This is a genomic window from Marinobacter sp. B-12 (assembly GCF_056857915.1).
The window spans coordinates 149,775-170,027 of the sequence record NZ_JBSXOB010000062.1; the positions used below are offsets into that span (position 1 = coordinate 149,775).

Consider the following 20,253-nt stretch of genomic DNA (forward strand, 5'->3'; position numbering starts at 1 on the left):
TGGCCTCCCCAAGGATCACCTATGAATCAACATGATCTGCTTTACGGTTTCAGCAGTGTTGTTATCGTTGTAATTCTCTTCATGGCGATAGTTGCGCTTAATGAGGTGGGATTTAGAGTAGGGCGTTTCGTACAGTCCCATACCGACGATGAAGTTAAAGCGCTCACGAGCTCCATTCAGGCCAGCGTACTGGGTTTGTTGGCATTGTTGCTCGGGTTTACGTTCAGTATGTCCATGCAACGATATGATAATCGAAGCATGGCCTTGATAGACGAAGCGAACGCCATAGGGACCGCGATACTGAGGGTCCAATTGCTGCCCGAGGCATACAGAGACGAAGCTGGCAATTTGTTCCGGCAATATGTTGGTTTGCGTGTGGAAATAGGCCAGTTGGACCTTACAAAGACCGAAGAGCGTAATTCCTACAATGACAGAATTGCCAGTTTGCAGAATCGGTTATGGGCGTTGGCTATATCAGCTACCGAGGTGGATCCTCGACCAGTAACAACGGGTGTATTTGTAAAATCACTTAATGATGTTATTGATAGCCAAGGTAAAAGAAATGCATTGCTTCAGATGCAAGTCCCCGAAGTTGTATTGATTTTACTATTTATAGTGTTCGTCTCCTCTGGCGGGATAATGGGGTACTCAGCAGGTTTGAGTGGAAAACGCATGTTCGCGCCGATAGTGTTGGTCTCGGTATTAATTACCTTGATCGTGTTTATCATAATTGATCTGGATCGACCAAAGCGTGGCCTTATCCAGGTGAACCAGAGTGTCATGGCTGAACTGCTGAATGATCGCAAAGAGTGATTCATGCCGGTATCGTTATCTTATACTTTCTCAATCTGAGCCGGCACGTATTTGTGCCATGGCGTTCCTGCAAAGAAATCCCTGCTTGAGCTGGCGGTCAGCTCGTTTGGGGGTATACCGATCTGAACGGTTTCCCCGCTTTCCCGGCGATAGTCAATGCCAAGGCCGTTGGGTAGCGCCACGGTCCCCTTTCTCTGAATGTCGTTTATCTCAACAAAAGTGGTCGCTGAGCCCGTTGCAGTTGTTATACGGGCTGTGTCGCCGTTTGCAAGGCCGAGATCAAGGGCATCGTCAGGATTGAGATAAAGGCTTGATGCCAGCCCCTTACTGTCCCAGGAGCCATCTCGGACTATCGTATTGGCTGTGGTGGCCCGTCGATTACCGGCCGCCAGCACAAAGGGAAAGCCCGCCGGATTCTGCAATGGCGTTTTGTCGAGGTTCTGGACCTGCGGGAACAGTTCTTCAACGTGGAGCAGAATACGCTTGTCGCTGTAACCGACCCGGTTCCAGCTATCGGCGTAGTCGCTGATGTCGGTATAGATAAATCCGGATGTTGCTGAGATCAGGGTTTCGAACATGGCCTCACCAATTTTCCAGGCCGACCCTTCAAAGCCAGCGCTTTTCGCATATTGGGCTTTTTTGCGCGCAAACTGATGACACAGGGCCCAGAATGGCGCCGCTTCAGCGCGCTTACCGTCGCAGAGAGTTGGCCCAAGCGTTCGGTACAACAGTGCCGGCGCAGCCTTCATTACCTGGGGGTTCTTTGCCGCCAGGGCCGTAAAGACAAGCGCAAACGGACGGCGCCCGAGCTTCAGGGCGCCTCGCAAAGCACTCACATGGGTCTGGCTGATCCCTCCCAGTGCTTCGACAAGACGGGTATGTATTTCCGATTCCGGTAAGGTGCCCGGGAGTGGATCAACAATCGGATGGCGCAAATGGAAATGGTTGCGTGGGAATTCCACCGGGAAGAAAGTGCACTCATGCTTTTCGAACTGGCTGGCGGCTGGAAGCACATAGTCTGCAAGCTTTGCTGTTTCCGTCATCGCCACGTCAATTACAACAGAGAACTCCAGCGCGGATAGCGCCTCTCGCATCCGAGGGCTGTCGGCGTAGGCGTGAGCAGGGTTAGAGCTCTGAATAATCGCCGCACGGAAGCGGTCAGGGTGATCGGTGAGTATCTCATCAGGCACTTCATTACAGGGCAGTAGCCCGGCGATGATGCGCGATCCGAGTACCGGGCTGACTTTGTTCGGCTTCTCCCCGGGTTTGGCGGATGACGCACCCTGTTTAGCCCCCTCCGTTACCGAGAGCAGGGGCACCGGAATGTTCTGGCCACCTTTTTTGGCAAAGTTTCCGGTAATGATCCACAGGATACGTTGGAGGTAGCTGACCAGTGTGGAGTGCACATTCTGCTGGGTTCCAAGATCCTCGAATACTGCAACCGATTCGGCTTGGGCTATGCGCCGCGACGCCGAACGGATCAGTTCCTCGTCCACATCACAGAAACCGGCATAATCACTGATATCAAGGCTTTCGAAATGGGGGCGGATGGCTTCAAAACCGCGTGTATGAGCAGCGATAAAGGCCACATCGGTGAGATTTTCCTGCACAATCGTTGCGATCATGGCAGACAGACACCAGGCGTCGGTTCCGGGTTTTACCCGCAGGTGGAAGTCGGCCATCCTGGCGGAATCTGTCAGCGCCGGATCAAGTACGATCATGGAGCGTGCCGGGTCTTTGGCTATGTCATTAAGCACCTTGCGTGTTTGCGGAAAGCCATGGGCCTGCCAGGGGTTTTTGCCCACAAAAACGGCAACTTCCGTATTGTGGAAATCACCGTGGGGGCCGCCACCGCCGAACATTTTTCCGGCCACCCAGAACTCACCGGTTTTCTCCTGGGCAAGCGCATTGGTCTGATACCGTACACCCAGTGTTCTGGTCAGGGCAGTGCTGTAGAGTGCCCCTAAATGGTTGCCCTGGCCGCCTCCGCCAATGAAGTAAATCTTATCGCCACCGTGTGTATTTTTTATGCTCTGCAACCCTGCAGCCACCTCGCGAATGGCTGTTTCCCAGTCTATGGCTTCGTAGGTGCCGTCCGGTCTGCGCCGCATTGGGCTGTTCAGCCTGTCGGCGCCCATCTGGTAATGGTTCAGCCGCGCGGCTTTGTTACACAGATAGCCTTCTGAAGAGACGTGTGCTTTGTCGCCTTTGATCTTGAGCAACTCCCGTCCGTCTTTGCCGCCGACTTTGACTTCAAGGCCGCAGTTAATGGAGCAGAGAATGCAGGCTGTCTTCTTGTACTCGGTATCAGCGCTTTGTGTTTTCATAAAACCCTTCTTGTTATTCTCGATGTTCAATGAAAATTGATTTAAAAAGTAAACCAAATAACTCGTAAAGACAATCTTTGGTGTTCGATGTAAGGTGTTTGCTGCTCGGTTACCTACCTCGGTTAGGGAGTGCCATGACGGCTGTCCCTAATGCGGGCAAGGGCTTTGCTGTTTGCGCCGGGGCCGGGTTTGGCAAGAATGTCGGCCCAGCCCAATATATTGCCGTCACCGTTCGTCGGTTGCATCGTCGGCAGCGGTCGCAGGTATTGCCGATCGATCAACTCGACGGGCGCGTGATCTTTGTCATACATGTGTGCATTGCTCCACTGCATCATCGCCACAAGGACAGGCACCAGGGACTGCCCCTTGTCAGTCAGTCGATAGGCATAGCGTGTGCCCTGTTCTCCCACATTCTGGCGCTCTAATACTCCGTTGCTCACGAGCATGGCCAGCCGATCACTCAGCAGGTTTCTGGCGGCACCCGTGCTGCGCTGAAACTCAGTAAAACGGGTCGCTCCATAAAATGCTTCCCGGATAATCATCAGTGTCCAGGCATCGCCGAACACGTTGAGAAAGGCGGCAATCGGGCAGGTTTGCGTATGCGGTTTGGCCATTGACTACTCTCATAGCGATTAACACAATGTCATTTTGGTTTTATATTTAAACCTATTTTGCCCTCCTTTTTGAAGCGATTTGTCAGGTGATTGAAACCGGTTACCTGTCCAGTACTCTGAACAACGGGCCGGAAAAGCCCATTATGAACAGCGCCGGAGTGTGGCTCCGCTGCCGAAAAAATTTAGAACCTAGAGGTAAAGATGACCATCCAGAATCTGCTGGGAATTGATCTACCCGTCATCCAGGCGCCGATGGCCGGTGTGCAGGGGCATGAATTAGCCGTGGCGGTGTCCAATGCGGGAGGGCTGGGTTCGTTGCCCTGTGCCATGCTTAGCTCTGAAGCACTGCGAAAAGAATTGGAAGCACTGACAAGCCAGACCAGCAAACCCTACAACGTCAACTTCTTCTGTCACACGCCACCAGAGCCAGACGCCGATGCAGAGCGCCACTGGCGCGAGGCCCTCTCACCATATTTTGACGAGCTGGGTATTGATTCCAATAATGTATCCGCGCAAGCAGGAAGGGCTCCTTTCAGCTCTGAGGCAGCGGATGTGTTGGCGGACTTCAAGCCGCCGGTGGTGAGTTTTCATTTTGGCTTGCCAGCACCCGAGTTGATGGCCCGTATAAGAGGGTGGGGCGGGAAGATACTGTCAACCGCCACAACCGTGGACGAAGCGCTCTGGCTGGAGGCGCAGGGCGTCGATGCCATTATCGCGCAAGGGCTTGAAGCGGGTGGCCATCGCGGGTTTTTTCTGTCGCGGGACATCAGCACTCAGGTCGGCACTTTTGCCCTGGTTCCACAATTGGTAAACGCGGTAAAAATCCCCGTTATCGCCGCTGGCGGCATCGCGGACTCCAAAGGCGTACAGGCTGCAATGGCGCTTGGGGCGGCCGGAGCGCAGATTGGCACCGCGTATTTGTTGTGCCCCGAAGCTCAAACCAAAGCAGTGCATCGCGCCGCCCTGAAGTCAGGGACCAGCCGTGTGACCGCGTTGACCAATCTGTTCAGCGGTGGCGCAGCCCGGGGTATTGTGAACCGCTTGATGCGTGAACTCGGGCCGATGAGTTCCAGCGCTCCAGCATTCCCCCTAGCGTCATCCGCCATTGCACCATTGCGTGCAAAAGCTGAAGCCGATGGGAGTGGTGACTTTTCGCCTCTGTGGGCGGGGCAGAATGTCAGTGGCTGCAAGGAGGTTTCGGCTGCAGTCCTTACGCGGGAATTGGCGAGTGTGGGTGAGTAAGCAATATCAAATCAAGTGATAAACTCAGGAGTATATAGGCATGGAAGCTCGGGACTTCTTCGAAATAAGCAGCCGGAGCCGGTGATTTTTGAGGGTTAGTCGCCGCTATGATGCGGCGAAAGACCAAATTGACCTTGTCTTCGCAATTGCCTGCAATAGACTGATAACAGCAGCCGGAAACCCTTTTTAGGGCGTTGTGGCGGCTTGATAATCAAAGAAAGGCCAACCAATGAGAGGAATAACCGTGCCCGCTATCTCCCCTTTATACCGCGCAGCGGCTCTTACCCTTGTTCTGATCGCCGGGCCGACTATGGCTGCTGATCCAGTGGTAGTCTCGTCCAAGATCGATACGGAAGGCGCTGTATTGGGCCAGATGATCCTGCAAACCCTCAAAGAGGCCAATATTCCGGTTGAAAACCGTCTGCAGCTCGGCGCGACCAGCATCGTGCGCAACGCCATCAAGGCCGGCGAGATAGACCTGTACCCGGAGTACACCGGCAATGCCGCTTTCTTCCATGACCAGGCAGATAGGGACATCTGGAAAGACGCCGACAAGGCCTACGAGCAGGCTGCCAGCCTTGATAAGAAAGCCCATAACATTGTCTGGCTAAAGCCGGCGAAAGCCAACAATACCTGGGCCATGAGTGTGCGGGGCGATCTGGCTCGTGAGAACGGTTTGAACACGCTTGAAGATCTGGCTTCCTATATCAATGGCGGCGGCGCCTTCAAGTTTGCAGCCAGTGCCGAGTTTGTTGAATCTGCCAGTGCGCTGCCCGCGTTCCAAGAGGCGTATGGTTTCAAGCTGGGGTCTGACCAGTTGCTGATCCTGTCCGGTGGCAACACGGCTGCGACGCTCCGGGCTGCGGCCCTGACCGACAACGATGTGAACGGCGCCATGACTTACGGCACTGATGGTGGTCTGAACGCACTCGATCTGAAGGTGATGGAAGACACCCTGGGCGTTCAGCCGGTCTATCAACCCGCGCCTATCGTGCGCGCAGAGGTGCTGGAAACGTATCCGAACATCCGCGAGGTTCTTGCGCCGGTCTTTGAGTCGTTGGATCTCGAAACCCTTCAGCGCCTGAATGGTCAGGTTGCGGTGAACGGTGTGCCTGCCGAGGCCGTTGCCCGGGACTATCTGGATTCCCTGGCCCAGGACTGAGGTTTGTCCATCACCGAGCCTTTGCGCCAAACGGTTCCAAACAGAGTCATCCCGGTGCTTGGGGTGTTGTCCCTGGCACTGGTCTGGTTGCTGGACCTTGGCACTATCCAGCCCAACCGTATTGTCCCGGGTACCGGCCATGGCCTGCTTTCGGCCGTGGGATGGACAGGGGCAGGGCTGGTCACTGGGGTTCTGTTGGCGACCACTGTGCTGTCGATGGTGCCGGTGCGTCGGCGTTATGAGCTCCTGCTTGGGTTGATTGGACTTTCACTGGCGATGATGCCGCTGTTGCCGGAAGTGTTTGCCTCCCGCCATCTGCCCGAGGATTCGCCCTACGCCCGCTCGTCTGTCGGGGCGGGGTTCTGGTCCCTGTTGTTCCTGCTTTCGCTGATGTTAGTTGAGGCCCTTGGCCGGCTTGAAGCCCGGCGTTGGCTGCAACTGATGCTGCTGGTGTTTGTCGGTGGAAGCTGGCTTTTTTTTCTGCGCGGCGAGGGCCTGGAAAGTCTGTCGCTGGTGCGGGAGTTCAACGCTCGCCCCGACAAGTTTCAGCAAGCGCTCTGGACGCACCTGGCGCTGGCATTGGGTGCGGTTGCCATCAGTGCAGGCCTGGCGTTCGCCCTGGCGCTTAAAATGATTCGTAGCCCCGCCTGGCAGCGTCCTCTTCTGGGCGCCGTGAGTTTTTTACAAACCATTCCCAGCCTTGCGGTGTTTGGTTTGCTGATTGCGCCACTCAGTGCGCTCTCGTCAGCGCTCCCGTTCCTGCAGGATCTTGGCATTCGCGGGATTGGTTGGGCGCCGGCGCTACTGGCGTTGATCGCTTACAGTTTACTGCCGATGGTGCGTAACACCTTTGTGGCTCTTACCGAAGTTCCCGAAAGCCTGGCCGATGCGGCTCGGGGCATGGGGATGAATGAACACCAGGTGTTTTTTCAACTCAAGCTACCGTTGGCGCTGCCGGTGATCATTGAGGGGGTACGCATCACAACCATTCAGGCAATCGGCCTGACGGCGGTAGCGGCCCTCATCGGCGCGGGTGGTTTCGGTGGTTTTATCTTTCAGGGGCTGGGGCAGGCGGCGATGGACCTGGTATTGCTCGGTGCTTTGCCTACGATTGCGTTGGCGCTGCTTGCCGACGCGTTACTCACGATGCTGGCGGCCAGTCTCAAGCCGACACCGGCAACGGCCTGATAGGGGAAGGAACTGGTCGGATGATTGAACTGAAGAATATCTCCCGGCGTTTCGGCGATACCATCGCAGTGGATGGGGTAAACCTGACCATTGAAACTGGTGAGGTCTGCGTGCTGGTGGGCAGTTCGGGCTGCGGTAAATCGACCACGCTTCGTATGATCAACCGGCTTTTGCCTTATAGCGCTGGCGAGATACTGGTGGATGGTGAGGACATCACCACCATGAACCCGGAACAGCTTCGGCTGAACATGGGATATGTGATTCAGGGTACGGGGTTGTTTCCTCACTGGACGGTGGCACGCAACATCGCCATGGTGCCCAGGTTGTTGAACTGGCCCAGGGAGCGGATCGACGCACGAGTCGATGAGTTGATGACCTTGTTGGATCTCGACCCCAGCGCCCACGCCAACAAATACCCCCAGCAATTGTCTGGCGGCCAGGCCCAACGGGTCGGTGTTGCGCGGGCATTGGCGGCGGACCCCAACATTCTGCTGATGGACGAACCTTTCGGTGCATTGGATGCGATCACGCGGGAAAACCTCCAACTGGAAATGCTGCGGATCCAGAAGCAGGTCCGTAAAACCACCGTTTTCGTGACCCACGATATTGATGAAGCACTGAAGCTGGCCACCCGCATTGCCGTGATGGATCAGGGGCGCATCATCCAGCATGACACGCCGGAGAATATCCTCCGCCATCCAGCGTCGGACTTTGTTGAAAACCTGATTGGCAAGCAGGACCGCGGTCTGAAACTGATGAGCCTGCGGCCTGTGCGGGACCTGATGGCTAATCACTCCGAGCCGCGGCAGTCAGAACCTGGAGAGCATACGCTCAGGGAGGAAGACAGTATTCGCCTGGCCCTGTCCGTGATGCTCTGGCGGGACCTGCGGCAGGTTGCGGTGTTCAATGCGCAAGGGCAGGAGACGGGTGTGATTACCCGTGAACGCATTATCCAGGAAGGCGTGTGATGCGTGTCTGGTTACCTGCCACTCTTTTGGCCTCGCTGCTGCTCGCGCTGAGTGCCGGCATGCCGGTGCTGGAGCCATTGTTCAATTGGGTGCAGCCGGGCAAGCAGCAGGTGATCTATGAACGGGAGAGCTTTTTATTCCTGCTTCAGAATCACCTGATGCTGGTCGTCGTATCGGCGGCCGTGGGTACTCTCGTTGCGGTGGCTGGCGGCATCTTTGTTACCCGTCCTTTTGGCCGCGATTTCCTGCCCCTGGTCGGCCAGGTGGCTTCTATTGGCCAGACCTTTCCGCCGGTGGCTGTACTTGCGTTGGCGGTACCAGTGCTTGGTTTCGGCGAGGCTCCGATCCTTCTTGCGTTGGTGCTTTATGGCTTGCTGCCCATTCTGCGTAATACCCTGGCGGGTCTGGAAGGTATCGATCCGGCTGTACGGGAGGCAGCACTGGGTATGGGCATGTCGCCAGTGCAGGTCCTCGTGCGAGTAGAACTGCCCCTGGCCGGAAGGGTCATTCTCGCGGGTATTCGAACCTCTGTTACTATCAATATCGCGACCGCCGCTATCGGCTCAACCATTGGAGCCCGCACCCTGGGCGATCCGGTGATTGCCGGGCTGGTGAACGGCAATACCGCGTATGTGCTGCAAGGAGCGATTCTGATCGGGTTGCTTGCGCTGACAACGGATAGCCTGTTTGAAGCACTTGAACGATCCTGGGATCGTCGATTGCAATCCGTAGGAGTCTAGATGGGTAGTTATCTGCTGTTTGTTGTTATCGCTGTAGCGACTGTCCTCAGCCCGGGGCCAGGCGTTATGTTGACACTGACCAACGCCATTCGATTCGGTGTGTCCGGTGCCGTCGGCGGAATTCTGGGGATTGCCTTTGGTACTTTCATTGTTGCGGGTATTTCAGCCACAAGCCTGGGCATTGTACTGGCGACGTCGGCGACGGCGTTTAGCATCTTGAAGTTTATCGGTGCCGCCTACCTGATTTATCTGGGGGTAAAACTGTGGCGGTCTCCTGTCACCGAAATAGCGCAAAATGCGGCTGCGGTCAGAAGCAGAAAATTCCAGTTCCTTGAAGGTCTGGCGTTGCAACTGACAAACCCGAAAGCTGTATTCTTTTTCCTGTCTGTTTTTCCTCAATTTGTTGATTATTCGACTGAATTTGTCGGCCAATTTGCCCTTTTAGTGGTCACTTACAGCGCCCTGGTTGTCGCCATCCACTTGTTGTATGCGCGCCTCGCCAGATCAGCCCGTGGCTGGCTTTCATCCGAAAAAGGGGGGCACTTGGTCAATAAACTGGGTGGGGCGACGTTTGTCGGTTTTGGTGTGGGGCTGGCAACGGCGAGCAGGTAACGATGTTGAGTGGAGGATAAGCATGGTGCAAAGTGAAACAAACTCTCAGTTCAACGCGGAATTACTTTGTCCAGCCAAGCCCGGCGAAGGCGCTCCCTGGGCTTTTATCGTTCTGCCCCGGGAGGCAAGCGAAAAGCTTCCCAGGCGGGGAAGAACAACGGTAGAGGCCAGCCTCAACGGTCATCATTTTCAGGTAACGCTTGAGCCCGATGGTCAATTGAGCCATTGGCTAAAGGTGAGCAAGGAACATCTCGAAGCTGCAGGTGTGAGCGTCGGTGATGTTGTTGATTTGGGCATCAGGCCGGTGGACCAGGAACCTGAACCAGAGGTCCCCTCGGACCTGAAAGAGGCTCTGGCAGCGGCCCCCGAGGCTCGGGCAGTTTGGAATGATACAACCACCATCGCGCGTCTGGACTGGATTCACTGGATTGTCTCAGCCAAGCAGGCGAAGACCCGGACGAAGCGGATTAGTGATGCGTGCGACATGCTGGCCTCGGGAAAGCGGCGCGTTTGCTGTTTTGATCCCTCTGGTTATTACAGCAAAGCGTTGAGTGCGCCCAAGGCGGCGGACACACAGGAGATCGGATGAGCAACCCCGGTTTACCAAGCCCCCTGCGGCGAGCTCTCCCGCTTGTCACAATCCTTTTGCTCACCGCCTGCGATGCGCCACAACTGCTTCCGCCTGACACCCGCCTTCCGGACGGCAGTACCTATTCCGGTGATATCCGGGACGGTTTATTTCACGGTGAAGGCAGCTACGCCTTTACCGGCGAATCGGAGGATCTGGGCAGCCTCACAGGAATCTGGGAGTTTGGTGAGTTCGTCGATCAGGAAGAGTACGTCGCGGAAGCACCTGTCCCGGAAGAACCAGCGCTTTTGACTGAGACTATTCTCGTCGAAGACCGTCAGCGCCTGAACAACCAGATCGAGAGCCTCGCCCCGGAACAGGCGGGGGTGGCAGACGCCTACTTTCTGGCCGTGGGTGGCGACGGTACCGAGTCGGTGTTCATGCGCGATATCCAGGTTGCCAAAACTGGCCTTCAGGCGCAGTTTGATGTGGAAAACCGCGCCATCATGCTGCTCAATCACCGGGACTATGAAACGTTTCCCCTGGCTACCCGGCCATCCATTGCCTCAGCTCTGGAGGCATTGGATGCGCAGATGAATCCCGAGGAAGACCTGCTCGTGGTTCACCTGGTCAGCCACGGCATGCAAAACGGGCAGCTGCTGTTGCAGCAACCCGGTATCGAGTTGCCGAACCTCTCGCCGCAGGATTTCGCGGAAATGCTGGAACCACTGAACGTGCGCCGAAAACTGCTGGTTATTTCTGCATGCTACTCCGGCCAGTGGATAGAACCACTCAAGGACGCAGACACACTGATCATTACCTCCGCCCGGGCAGACCGTACCTCTTTCGGCTGCGGTGATGACTCGGAGATGACCTGGTTCACCAAGGCGGTTTATCAAAGTGTGGGACTGTCATTGGCCGACCCTGATGCCATGTTCGAGGACATCAACCAACAGATCCGAGCCTGGGAAGAAGAGATTGGTATGGAGGAATCGAATTGGTCCTATCCCCAATCCCATTTAGGTGAGCGTTTAAGGGAATGGTTAAGTGAGCGTTGATTCTTGAGGGGGCTGACAGTGTTATTCATTCTTTGTGTTTTAAAATTTTTCGTCTGGAGGTAAATAGTTCAATGACCCCAGTCGACATTGATACCCTGCTGGAAACCATCCCCGACGCCCGCGACGGTCTCACCCGCACGGAGCGGATCATTCTCTATGTATTACACGAAACCCAGCGCGAGTTAAAGGGACGCAATGTGCCAACGGTGATGCTCTACGGCCGGGTAGTGGAATACGTCAACATCAGCGAGGCTGAGCTTCATGTTTACCTGGACAGGCTGGGTGTGAGGGGCGGCTGAATTGCCCCAGGTCATTGATTTTCGCCGCTCATTATTTGCGCAATCGCCAATCCACTGTTAGGTTTCTAGTCAGGGCTTCATCCTGAATTCGTAGGGAGAGCGCATGGCAGACACCGTCACTGACTTGCTGGTTCGCTACTGGGCCACCGGCTTCTTCATCGTTGCCACATTGGGCCTGTGTGCCTTTATGGTGGGCGCCTCCAGCGTGCTTGGAGGGCGTAGCCGGGGTGTCAGCAAATCCCTCCCTTTCGAGTCCGGCATTGTTGGCACCGGTGATGCCAGACAGCGCTTTTCCGTCAAGTTTTATCTGGTCGCGATGCTGTTCGTGATCTTCGATATCGAAGCCGTGTTCCTGTTTGCCTGGGCCATTGTCATTCCCGACGTGGGCTGGACAGGGTTCTGGGGCGCGGCGGTTTTTATCCTGATTCTGCTGGCCGGTCTGCTCTATGACAGTCGTACCGGTGCCCTGGACTGGGCCCCGGAATCATCCAGCGGTAGACCTCGTAGTCCGGCAGGCTGATTCAACGCACCCGATTATGGCGCGGGTCAACGGTGATTCCACTGTTGGGTCCAGCGCCCATGGAGGCGCAGCATGTCCTACACACTGACCAGGGCGGAACCTTCGCCGGAAGGTGACACGCAATACCCGGTACGGCAACAGGAACCGTCAGAAGATCCTGTTAAACGTCAGCTTGAACGCAATGTGTTCACCGGCAAGCTGAGTGACGTTCTCAATTCCGCGGTCAACTGGGGCCGGAAGAATTCCCTCTGGCCCTACAACTTCGGGCTGTCCTGCTGCTATGTGGAAATGACCACGGCTTTCACCGCGCCCCACGACATTGCCCGTTTCGGTTCCGAAGTTATCCGCGCATCGCCCCGACAGGCTGATTTCATGGTGATTGCCGGCACCTGCTTTATCAAGATGGCCCCGGTGATCCAGCAACTGTACGACCAGATGCTGGAGCCCAAGTGGGTCATATCCATGGGCTCCTGCGCAAACTCCGGCGGTATGTACGATATCTACTCGGTGGTGCAGGGCGTCGACAAGTTTCTGCCGGTGGATGTGTATGTCCCCGGTTGCCCGCCCCGGCCAGAGGCCTTTCTGCAGGGCTTGCAGTTGCTACAGGACTCCATCCAGGAAGAGCGCAGACCCTTGTCCTGGGTGGTGGGCGACCAGGGTGTCTATCGGGCAGACATGCCCTCTCAAAGGGAGAAGTGGCGGGATCAGCGCATTCAGGCCACCGAACTGCGAACGCCGGACAAGCTGTGACAAACGCAACCATATCGAAAGGCACCGCTGACCTCGAGAGCCTGCTTGGCGATTTTCGGGAGGATGTACTGCATGTACAGCCTACGTTGACGGGCATGCCGGTATTCTGGGTGTCTCGTGAGAGCATCGTGGATATCCTGACTCACTTGAAGCAGCAGCCAGCACCATTTTCCATGCTCTATGACCTGTCGGCCGTGGATGAGCGTTTGCGTGGCCACAGAAACGGGCTGCCGGAGGCAGACTTCACGGTGTTCTACCACGTGCTGTCGGTGGAGCGTAATGAAGACCTGATCCTGAAGGTTGGGCTGCCAGAGAGTGATCTGCGGGTACCTACTGTTAGCAAAGTCTTCGCCAATGCCAATTGGTACGAGCGGGAAATCCTGGACATGTTTGGCATCGCCGTCGCCGGACATCCGCATCCTGAGCGGATCCTGATGCCGCCAACGTGGACAGGCCACCCACTGCGGAAGGATTACCCCGCCCGGGCCACCGAGTTTGACCCCTACACCCTGACCGTGGAAGGCCAGGATGCGGAACAGGAAGCCATGCGGTTCGACCCGGAAGCCTGGGGCATGCAGCGTGAACGCGACGGGGCGGAGTTCATGTTCCTCAACCTGGGGCCTAATCACCCGTCCGCCCACGGGGCTTTTCGCATTGTGCTGCAACTGGACGGTGAGGAAATCGTCGATTGTGTGCCTGACATTGGCTACCACCACCGGGGCGCCGAGAAAATGGCCGAGCGCCAATCGTGGCACAGCTTTATTCCCTACACCGATCGCATTGATTACACCGGTGGGGTGATGAACAACCTGCCTTATGTGCTGGCGGCAGAAAAACTGGCCGGTATTGAGGTGCCGGACAGGGTGAAGGTGATTCGGGTGATGATGGCCGAGATGTTCCGCATTACCAGCCATCTGTTGTTCCTCGGGACTTACCTGCAGGACCTGGGCGCCATGACACCTGTGTTCTACACCTTCAGCGACCGGCAGCGGGGCTATGAGGTGATCGAAGGCATTACGGGGTTTCGCATGCACCCGGCCTGGTACCGCATTGGCGGTGTGATGCAGGACTTGCCACAGGGTTGGGAAAAACTGGTGCAGGGCTTTCTGGACTGGATGCCCGCACGCCTGAAGGAGTACGAGCGGGCAATGATGGACAACGCCATCGTGCGTGAGCGGACCCGCCATGTGGCGGCCTTCAACACCGCCGAGGCACTGGAGTGGGGGGTGACCGGGCCTAACCTGCGGGCCACCGGCTGCGATTTTGATTTGCGCAAGCAGCGGCCGTACTCCGGTTATGAACAGTTCGATTTTGAGGTGCCGCTGGGTCACAACGGGGATGTGTTCGACCGGGGTCAGTTGCGCATCGACGAAATGCGCCAGAGCCTCCGGATCATCCAGCAATGCGTCAACAATATGCCCGCGGGCGACTATAAAGCGGATCATCCGCTGACCACGCCGCCGCCCCGGGAACGCATGCTGCAGCATATCGAAACGCTGATTACCCACTTCCTGCAGGTGTCCTGGGGGCCGGTACTGGAACCCAATGAATCCCTGCAGATGATTGAGGCCACCAAAGGCATCAACAGTTATTACCTGACCAGTGACGGCAACACCATGAGCTACCGTACCCGCATCCGTACACCGAGTTTTCCACACCTGCAGCAGATACCGGCAGTGATGCGCGGAGGCTTCGTGCCGGACTTGATCGCCCATCTGGGCAGTATCGACTTCGTGATGGCAGACGTGGACCGCTGATGATGACAACGACACCGCAGACACATCAGATTATCGGCACCGATGGATTCGAACTTCATCCGGCGGACGAGACCGCAATGCTGGAAGAGATGGCGCATTACGAGCAACCCCAGGCCGCGTGTATTGAGGCCCTGAAAATTGTTCAGCGCCGTCACGGCTGGGTGCCGGACGGTGCCATTGGCGCCATTGCAAAGGTTCTTGGTATCGGCCCCGCATCGGTAGAGGGCGTGTCGACCTTCTACAGCCTGATCTTCCGTCAGCCGGTGGGTCGGCACGTGGTGCTGGTCTGTGACAGCAGTTCCTGTTTTCTGAGTGGTTTCGATGAATTGAAACAGGCTCTGGCGAGTCATCTTGGAATTGACTATGGCCAGACGACAGAAGACGGCCGGTTCACCCTGCTACCGGTCTGTTGCCTGGGTGCCTGCGATGGCGCGCCGGCTCTGATGATTGATAATGACACCTATGGCCCGGTGTCACCGGATGACCTGCCGGGTCTGCTGGAGGGTTACCCATGAGCGAGTCCATTTCCAGCCAGCGTACATCCGTGCGTTATCGCAGCCGGCTGTTGCAACCGGAGGCGGATCGTCATCCGGATACCCATCCGCTGACCTGGCGGCTGCGTGACGACGGCGAAGTGATCTGGCTTGACGAATACCTGCTCAAGGATGGCTATCAGTCGGTTCGTACGGCCCTGGACAACGGCGACCCTCAGGCCATCATTGCCACCATGAAAGACGCCAATGTGCGAGGCCGTGGCGGTGCCGGCTTCTCGGCCGGGCTCAAGTGGAGCCTGACCCTGCAGGGCGGCAACATGCCCCGGGGTTACCTGATCTGCAATGCGGACGAGATGGAACCGGGCACCTTCAAGGACCGCCTGCTGATGGAGCAACAGCCACACCTGCTGATCGAAGGCATGATACTGGGGGCTTTGGCCAACAAATCCTTTTACGGATACATCTTTTTACGCGGTGAATACGTGGAGGCAGCGCGAGTTCTGAACCGCGCTCTGGACGAGGCCCGTGAGGCGGGTTGGCTAGGTGCTGACATCAACGGCAGTGGCTTTGATTTCGACATTGCCGTGCACACCGGCGCTGGGCGCTACATCTGCGGTGAGGAAACCGCGCTGATCAACTCATTGGAAGGCAAACGGGCCAACCCCCGTGCGAAACCTCCGTTTCCGGGCCAGTCCGGGGCCTGGGGCAAGCCCTCGGTGGTGAACAACGTGGAAACCCTGTGCAACGTGCCGGCGGTGATCCTCAAGGGTGCGGACTGGTATCAGGCACTTTCGGGCGACCGCACCGCAGATGGCGGCAGCAAACTGTATGGCGTGTCCGGCCCGGTGGATAAGCCCGGCCTGTGGGAGTTGCCCATGGGAACAACCGGCGCCGAGATCCTTGAGCGGGCTGGGGGCATGCGTGGCAACCAATCACTCAAGGCCTGGCTTCCAGGCGGCGCCAGCACCGGGTTTCTGTTGCCGGAGCATCTGGACCTGCCGCTGGATTTCGACACCGTGGGCAAGGAAGGCAGCCGCCTGGGGACGGGACTGCTGACGGTGGTGCCTCAGGAGCAGAGCATGGTGGCGCTGATGCGCAACCTGGAGGAGTTTTTTGCGCGGGAATCCTGTGGCTGGTGCACCCCTTGCCGGGACGGGCTGCCGTGGACGGTCAAACTGCTGTGGGCACTGGAACTGGGGCAGGGTGAAACCGGCGATATCGAACTACTGGACAAGTTGGCGGCGGACTGCGGCCCAGGGCTGACCTTCTGCGCCCATGCGCCCGGCGCCGCCATGCCGTTACAGACGGCCCTGAAACACTTCCGGCAGGAGTTTGAGCAGGGCGTCAGCAAACCCAGGGGTAAGGCCCATCAGGACCCGATTCCGGTGGGAGAAGTCTGAACGAAAGTCATCGAAGGATAGGCAGGCATCATGGCGACGATTCACGTGGATGGACAACGCTATACAGTCAACGGAGCCCACAACCTGCTCCAGGCGTGTCTGTCCCTCGGCCTGGACATTCCCTATTTCTGCTGGCACCCGGCCATGGGCAGTGTGGGGGCCTGCCGCCAGTGCGCGGTCAAACAGTACAAGAACAAGGACGACGACAAGGGCATGGTGGTGATGTCCTGCATGACGCCAGCCGCGGACCAGACCCGCATTGATATCGACGATGAGGAAGCCAAAGCCTTCCGCGCCAGTGTTGTGGAGTGGCTGATGATCAACCATCCCCACGACTGCCCGGTGTGCGAAGAGGGTGGGCATTGTCACCTGCAGGACATGACGGTGATGACGGGCCATGACCGCCGCCGTTACCGGTTCCGCAAGCGCACGCGCCGGAACCAGTATCTGGGCCCGTTCATTGCCCATGAGATGAACCGGTGCATTACCTGTTATCGCTGTGTACGCTTTTACAACGACTACGCCGGTGGTACGGATCTGGGCGCCTTTGGTGCCAAGGATAATGTCTATTTCGGTCGCTACGAAGAAGGCATTCTGGAAAGCCCCTTTGCCGGCAATCTCACGGAAGTATGCCCCACCGGCGTGTTCACGGATCAGAGCCATTCCGAGCGTTACACCCGCAAGTGGGATTTGCAGTTTGCGCCCGGCATCTGCCACCAGTGTTCAATGGGGTGCAACATCAGCCCAGGGGAGCGATACGGAGAACTGCGCCGTATTGAAAATCGCTACCACGGTGAGGTGAACGGTTATTTCCTCTGTGACCGGGGCCGGTTCGGCTACGGTTACGTCAACCGCGCAGACCGTCCGCGGCTGCCGGAATGTCGGGAATCGTCAGGCAGTGAGCCGATCAGCCTCGAAGTGGACACCGCTCTCACCCGTATCAGCGACGCTCTGCGCCATTCGCGCCGTGTGATCGGCATCGGCTCGCCACGGGCAAGCCTGGAGAGTAATCACCAGTTACAGGCACTGGTCGGCGTGGAAAAATTCTCCACCGGCATTGAGGCACGGGAACAGGCCTGCCTTGACCTGATGAATCATCTGCAACGCCATTCCGGCCTGCCAACGCCCACGCCACGGGACATCGAAGATCACGACGCGGTGCTGGTGCTGGGCGAAGACCCGGTCCAGAGTGCCGGTCGCCTGGGCCTGAGCCTTCGACAAGCGGCCCTGGCACGGCGTGAGGCGCTGGGTGAGACCATTGGTGTGCCCGCCTGGAATGCCGAAGCTCTCAAAACCCTGGCGCAGGATCGTTACCATCCGCTGTTTATCGCCTGGCCCACTGCCACGGATCTGGACGATGTGGCCGCAGCTCGCTATGCCCTGAGCCCGGATGGCATTGCCAGCCTTGGCTTTGCGGTGGCTCATCGGATCGACCCGGCAGCCCCGCCAGTGGAGGGGCTTTCCGAGGACATGGCCGAGGCTGCCGAAACCATTGCTACTGCTTTAATGGCGGCAGAACGTCCGCTGGTGGTGAGTGGTGGGTCGCTGGGCTCAGAACCGGTACTGGAAGCGGCCGGGAATGTGGCCAGAGCGTTGTCCCGGCGCGCAAAACGGGGCGGGCTGACACTGATACGGCGCGAAGCCAATAGCGCAGGCGTATCCCTGATGGGCGGCCAACCGCTGGACTGGGCTCTGGAGGAACTGGCCAATGGCCGAGCGGATGCCGTGGTGGTGCTGGAAAACGACCTGTACCAACGATTGCCCCGGAAAATGGTGGATGCAGCGCTGGCGCAGGCAGAGATCTGCGTTGTGCTCGATCATCAACGCACGGCAACGGCCGAGCGCGCCAGTTTCCTGCTTTCTGCGGCCAGTTTTGCTGAGGCGGACGGTACGCTGGTGAATCTGGAAGGCCGGGCGCAACGTTTTTTCCAGGTCTATGACCCCGTTTACATGCGGCCGGAAAGCCGTATTCACGAAAGCTGGCGCTGGTTGCACGCAATGGCGGTGAACCTGCAAGGCGAGAGGGCCGGTGATATTACGCTGGATACCGTCATTGCAGCGTGTGTCGAGGCTCATCCAGAGCTGGGCGGTATGGAGGAGGCCGCTCCCGCCTCACACTACCGCATTGATGGCCTGCAGCTGGCGCGGGAGCCCCACCGATACAGCGGCCGTACTTCCATGCGGGCGAACCAGAACGTCAGCGAGCCACGGGTGCCGCAGGACCCGGATTCCGCGTTTGCCTATTCCATGGAAGGATACAGCGGTTATCACGAGCCGCGGCAGCAGGTGCCCTTTGCCTGGGCGCCAGGTTGGAACTCGCCCCAGGCCTGGAACAAGTTTACCGATGAAGTAGGCGGGCATTTGCGCGGCGGTGACCCCGGCGTGCGTTTGATATGTCCGGTCCCGGGACAGGGCCATTACAGCCCGCCGCCTCAACGTGCCGAAGACGTCGAAAGCGGGGAAAGCTCGCCAGCTTTACGGGCCCTGATTCTGCCGCGGCTGTTTGGTGGCGAAGAGACGTCCTCGTTGGCTGCGCCCATACAGGAGCGTACGCAAACGCCCAGTGTCACCCTGAGCACCGACGACGCTGAACACTTGTCGGTCCGGAGCGGTGACACGGTGACCATTCTCGAGGAAACGCTATCGGTGGTTCAGCAGGATGGTTGGCCCAAAGGCTGGATCGGTCTTCCAGCCGGGCTGTTTGCCGGACTGCTTCCGGGAGAGCCAGTCGCACTGGACAACTCCGCTGGAGGTGAGCCATGAGCTGGTGGACTCCGCAATTGGCTGCCATTGCCTGGGGGATGTTCCAGGCGCTGGTTATCCTGCTGGGCGCCGTGCTGCTGGGTGCCGTTATGACAGTGGTGGAGCGTCGCCTGCTGGGGCTCTGGCAGGACCGTTACGGGCCCAATCGGGTCGGACCGTTTGGCACTCTGCAACTGGTTGCGGACATGATCAAGATCTTTTTCAAGGAGGACTGGATACCGCCGTTCGCCGACCGACCGCTGTTCGTCCTGGCGCCGGTGATTGCCTTTGCCTCCTTGCTGCTATCGTTCGTGATCATCCCTATCACCCCCGGGTGGGGCGTGGCGGACATGCACATTGGCCTGCTGTTTTTCCTGGCCATGGCTGGGGTCAACGTATACGCTGTGTTGCTCGGGGGCTGGTCCAGCGGCAACAAATACGCGCTGCTGGGCGCCATGCGGGCGACGGCCCAGACACTGTCCTACGAAGTGTTCATGGGGTTGTCGCTGATGGGTGTGGTGGCCATGGCCGGGTCGTTCAACCTGCGGGACATCGTCAACGCCCAGGAAGGTTTCTGGTTCATCATTCCCCAGTTCTTCGGTTTTGCCACCTTCCTGATTGCTGGTATTGCGGTGACTCACCGCCATCCGTTTGACCAGCCGGAAGCGGAACAGGAACTGGCTGACGGGTACCACATTGAATATTCCGGCATGAAGTTCGGCCTGTTTTTCATCGGCGAATACGTGGGCATGGTGTTGGTGTCGGCGCTGATCGTCACGCTGTTCTTTGGCGGCTGGCACGGCCCGTGGCTGCCGCCAATCCTGTGGTTTGCGCTCAAGACCGGCTTTTTCCTGATGCTGTTTATCCTGCTGCGGGCGTCGTTGCCCCGGCCCCGGTATGACCGGGTGATGAGCTTTGGCTGGAAGGTGTGCCTGCCGCTCACGCTGATTAACTTGCTGGCCACGGGGGCGGTCATGCTCCTGGTGGCCGAATAGGGAG

Annotated in this window: 19 protein-coding genes; 17 read left to right on the forward strand and 2 right to left on the reverse strand. The window is 57.8% G+C overall.

All coding sequences use genetic code 11. The features are described 5' to 3' along the window. Positions 1-21 precede the first annotated feature (21 nt). Positions 22-813, forward strand: coding sequence for a bestrophin-like domain (locus AC13D2_RS16940; protein ID WP_292048415.1), 792 nt, complete (start codon positions 22-24; stop codon positions 811-813). A 20-nt stretch (positions 814-833) separates the two neighbouring features. Here AC13D2_RS16940 and AC13D2_RS16945 read toward each other — a convergent pair whose 3' ends face one another. Together AC13D2_RS16945 and AC13D2_RS16950 are read right to left on the reverse strand one after the other, a co-directional pair. Continuing rightward, on the reverse strand, positions 834-3,140 hold the full coding sequence (locus tag AC13D2_RS16945) for a molybdopterin-dependent oxidoreductase (protein WP_300493080.1): 2,307 nt from the start codon (positions 3,138-3,140) through the stop codon (positions 834-836). 122 nt (positions 3,141-3,262) lie between these two features. Next, on the reverse strand, positions 3,263-3,754 hold the full coding sequence (locus AC13D2_RS16950) for a winged helix-turn-helix transcriptional regulator (RefSeq protein ID WP_300493077.1): 492 nt from the start codon (positions 3,752-3,754) through the stop codon (positions 3,263-3,265). Between the two features lie 201 nt (positions 3,755-3,955). Between AC13D2_RS16950 and AC13D2_RS16955 the strand changes: the two genes are divergently transcribed. The 16 genes from AC13D2_RS16955 to nuoH all read left to right on the forward strand — a co-directional run bounded on the left by AC13D2_RS16955 (position 3,956) and on the right by nuoH (position 20,249). After that, entirely contained in the window at positions 3,956-4,996 is a 1,041-nt protein-coding gene (locus AC13D2_RS16955; protein ID WP_292048412.1) for an NAD(P)H-dependent flavin oxidoreductase, read from the forward strand. 229 nt (positions 4,997-5,225) lie between these two features. Further along, complete coding sequence (osmF, locus tag AC13D2_RS16960; protein WP_292048411.1) at positions 5,226-6,158, forward strand: glycine betaine ABC transporter substrate-binding protein OsmF; 933 nt, start codon at positions 5,226-5,228, stop codon at positions 6,156-6,158. Between the two features lie 3 nt (positions 6,159-6,161). Beyond that, entirely contained in the window at positions 6,162-7,346 is a 1,185-nt protein-coding gene (locus tag AC13D2_RS16965; protein WP_292048410.1) for an ABC transporter permease, read from the forward strand. Positions 7,347-7,366: 20 nt separating this feature from the next. Then, positions 7,367-8,314, forward strand: a complete 948-nt coding sequence (locus AC13D2_RS16970; RefSeq protein ID WP_292048409.1) for an ABC transporter ATP-binding protein — start codon at positions 7,367-7,369, stop codon at positions 8,312-8,314. Continuing rightward, on the forward strand, positions 8,314-9,054 hold the full coding sequence (locus AC13D2_RS16975; protein ID WP_292048408.1) for an ABC transporter permease: 741 nt from the start codon (positions 8,314-8,316) through the stop codon (positions 9,052-9,054). The genes AC13D2_RS16970 and AC13D2_RS16975 overlap by 1 nt, the downstream gene beginning before the upstream one ends. Then, positions 9,055-9,666, forward strand: a complete 612-nt coding sequence (locus AC13D2_RS16980; RefSeq protein ID WP_300493068.1) for a LysE family translocator — start codon at positions 9,055-9,057, stop codon at positions 9,664-9,666. It begins immediately after the preceding gene. Between the two features lie 22 nt (positions 9,667-9,688). After that, entirely contained in the window at positions 9,689-10,255 is a 567-nt protein-coding gene (locus AC13D2_RS16985; protein ID WP_292048406.1) for a YdeI/OmpD-associated family protein, read from the forward strand. Then, positions 10,252-11,292, forward strand: a complete 1,041-nt coding sequence (locus AC13D2_RS16990) for a C13 family peptidase (RefSeq protein ID WP_292048405.1) — start codon at positions 10,252-10,254, stop codon at positions 11,290-11,292. Before AC13D2_RS16985 ends, AC13D2_RS16990 begins: the two co-directional genes overlap by 4 nt. 71 nt (positions 11,293-11,363) lie before the next feature. Beyond that, complete coding sequence (locus AC13D2_RS16995) at positions 11,364-11,591, forward strand: hypothetical protein (protein WP_292048404.1); 228 nt, start codon at positions 11,364-11,366, stop codon at positions 11,589-11,591. 103 nt (positions 11,592-11,694) lie between these two features. Further along, positions 11,695-12,111 (forward strand): NADH-quinone oxidoreductase subunit A, encoded by a 417-nt coding sequence (gene ndhC, locus AC13D2_RS17000; RefSeq protein WP_007151982.1) that lies wholly within the window; start codon positions 11,695-11,697, stop codon positions 12,109-12,111. Positions 12,112-12,183: 72 nt separating this feature from the next. Further along, positions 12,184-12,861, forward strand: coding sequence for a NuoB/complex I 20 kDa subunit family protein (locus AC13D2_RS17005; RefSeq protein WP_292048403.1), 678 nt, complete (start codon positions 12,184-12,186; stop codon positions 12,859-12,861). Next, positions 12,858-14,618, forward strand: a complete 1,761-nt coding sequence (gene nuoC / locus AC13D2_RS17010) for an NADH-quinone oxidoreductase subunit C/D (RefSeq protein ID WP_292048402.1) — start codon at positions 12,858-12,860, stop codon at positions 14,616-14,618. Before AC13D2_RS17005 ends, nuoC begins: the two co-directional genes overlap by 4 nt. After that, a complete protein-coding gene (gene nuoE / locus AC13D2_RS17015; RefSeq protein ID WP_292048401.1) occupies positions 14,618-15,133 on the forward strand; it encodes an NADH-quinone oxidoreductase subunit NuoE in 516 nt (171 codons plus the stop codon). Before nuoC ends, nuoE begins: the two co-directional genes overlap by 1 nt. Next, positions 15,130-16,512 carry an NADH-quinone oxidoreductase subunit NuoF gene (nuoF, locus tag AC13D2_RS17020; RefSeq protein WP_292048400.1) on the forward strand — a complete coding sequence of 461 codons (1,383 nt, stop codon included), beginning with the start codon at positions 15,130-15,132 and terminating at the stop codon, positions 16,510-16,512. Before nuoE ends, nuoF begins: the two co-directional genes overlap by 4 nt. A 30-nt stretch (positions 16,513-16,542) precedes the next feature. Further along, complete coding sequence (gene nuoG, locus AC13D2_RS17025; RefSeq protein WP_292048399.1) at positions 16,543-19,275, forward strand: NADH-quinone oxidoreductase subunit NuoG; 2,733 nt, start codon at positions 16,543-16,545, stop codon at positions 19,273-19,275. Next, the gene (nuoH, locus tag AC13D2_RS17030) at positions 19,272-20,249 is read left to right on the forward strand and encodes an NADH-quinone oxidoreductase subunit NuoH (RefSeq protein ID WP_286809969.1); all 978 of its coding nucleotides are present in this window, start codon (positions 19,272-19,274) and stop codon (positions 20,247-20,249) included. Before nuoG ends, nuoH begins: the two co-directional genes overlap by 4 nt. Positions 20,250-20,253 lie beyond the last annotated feature (4 nt).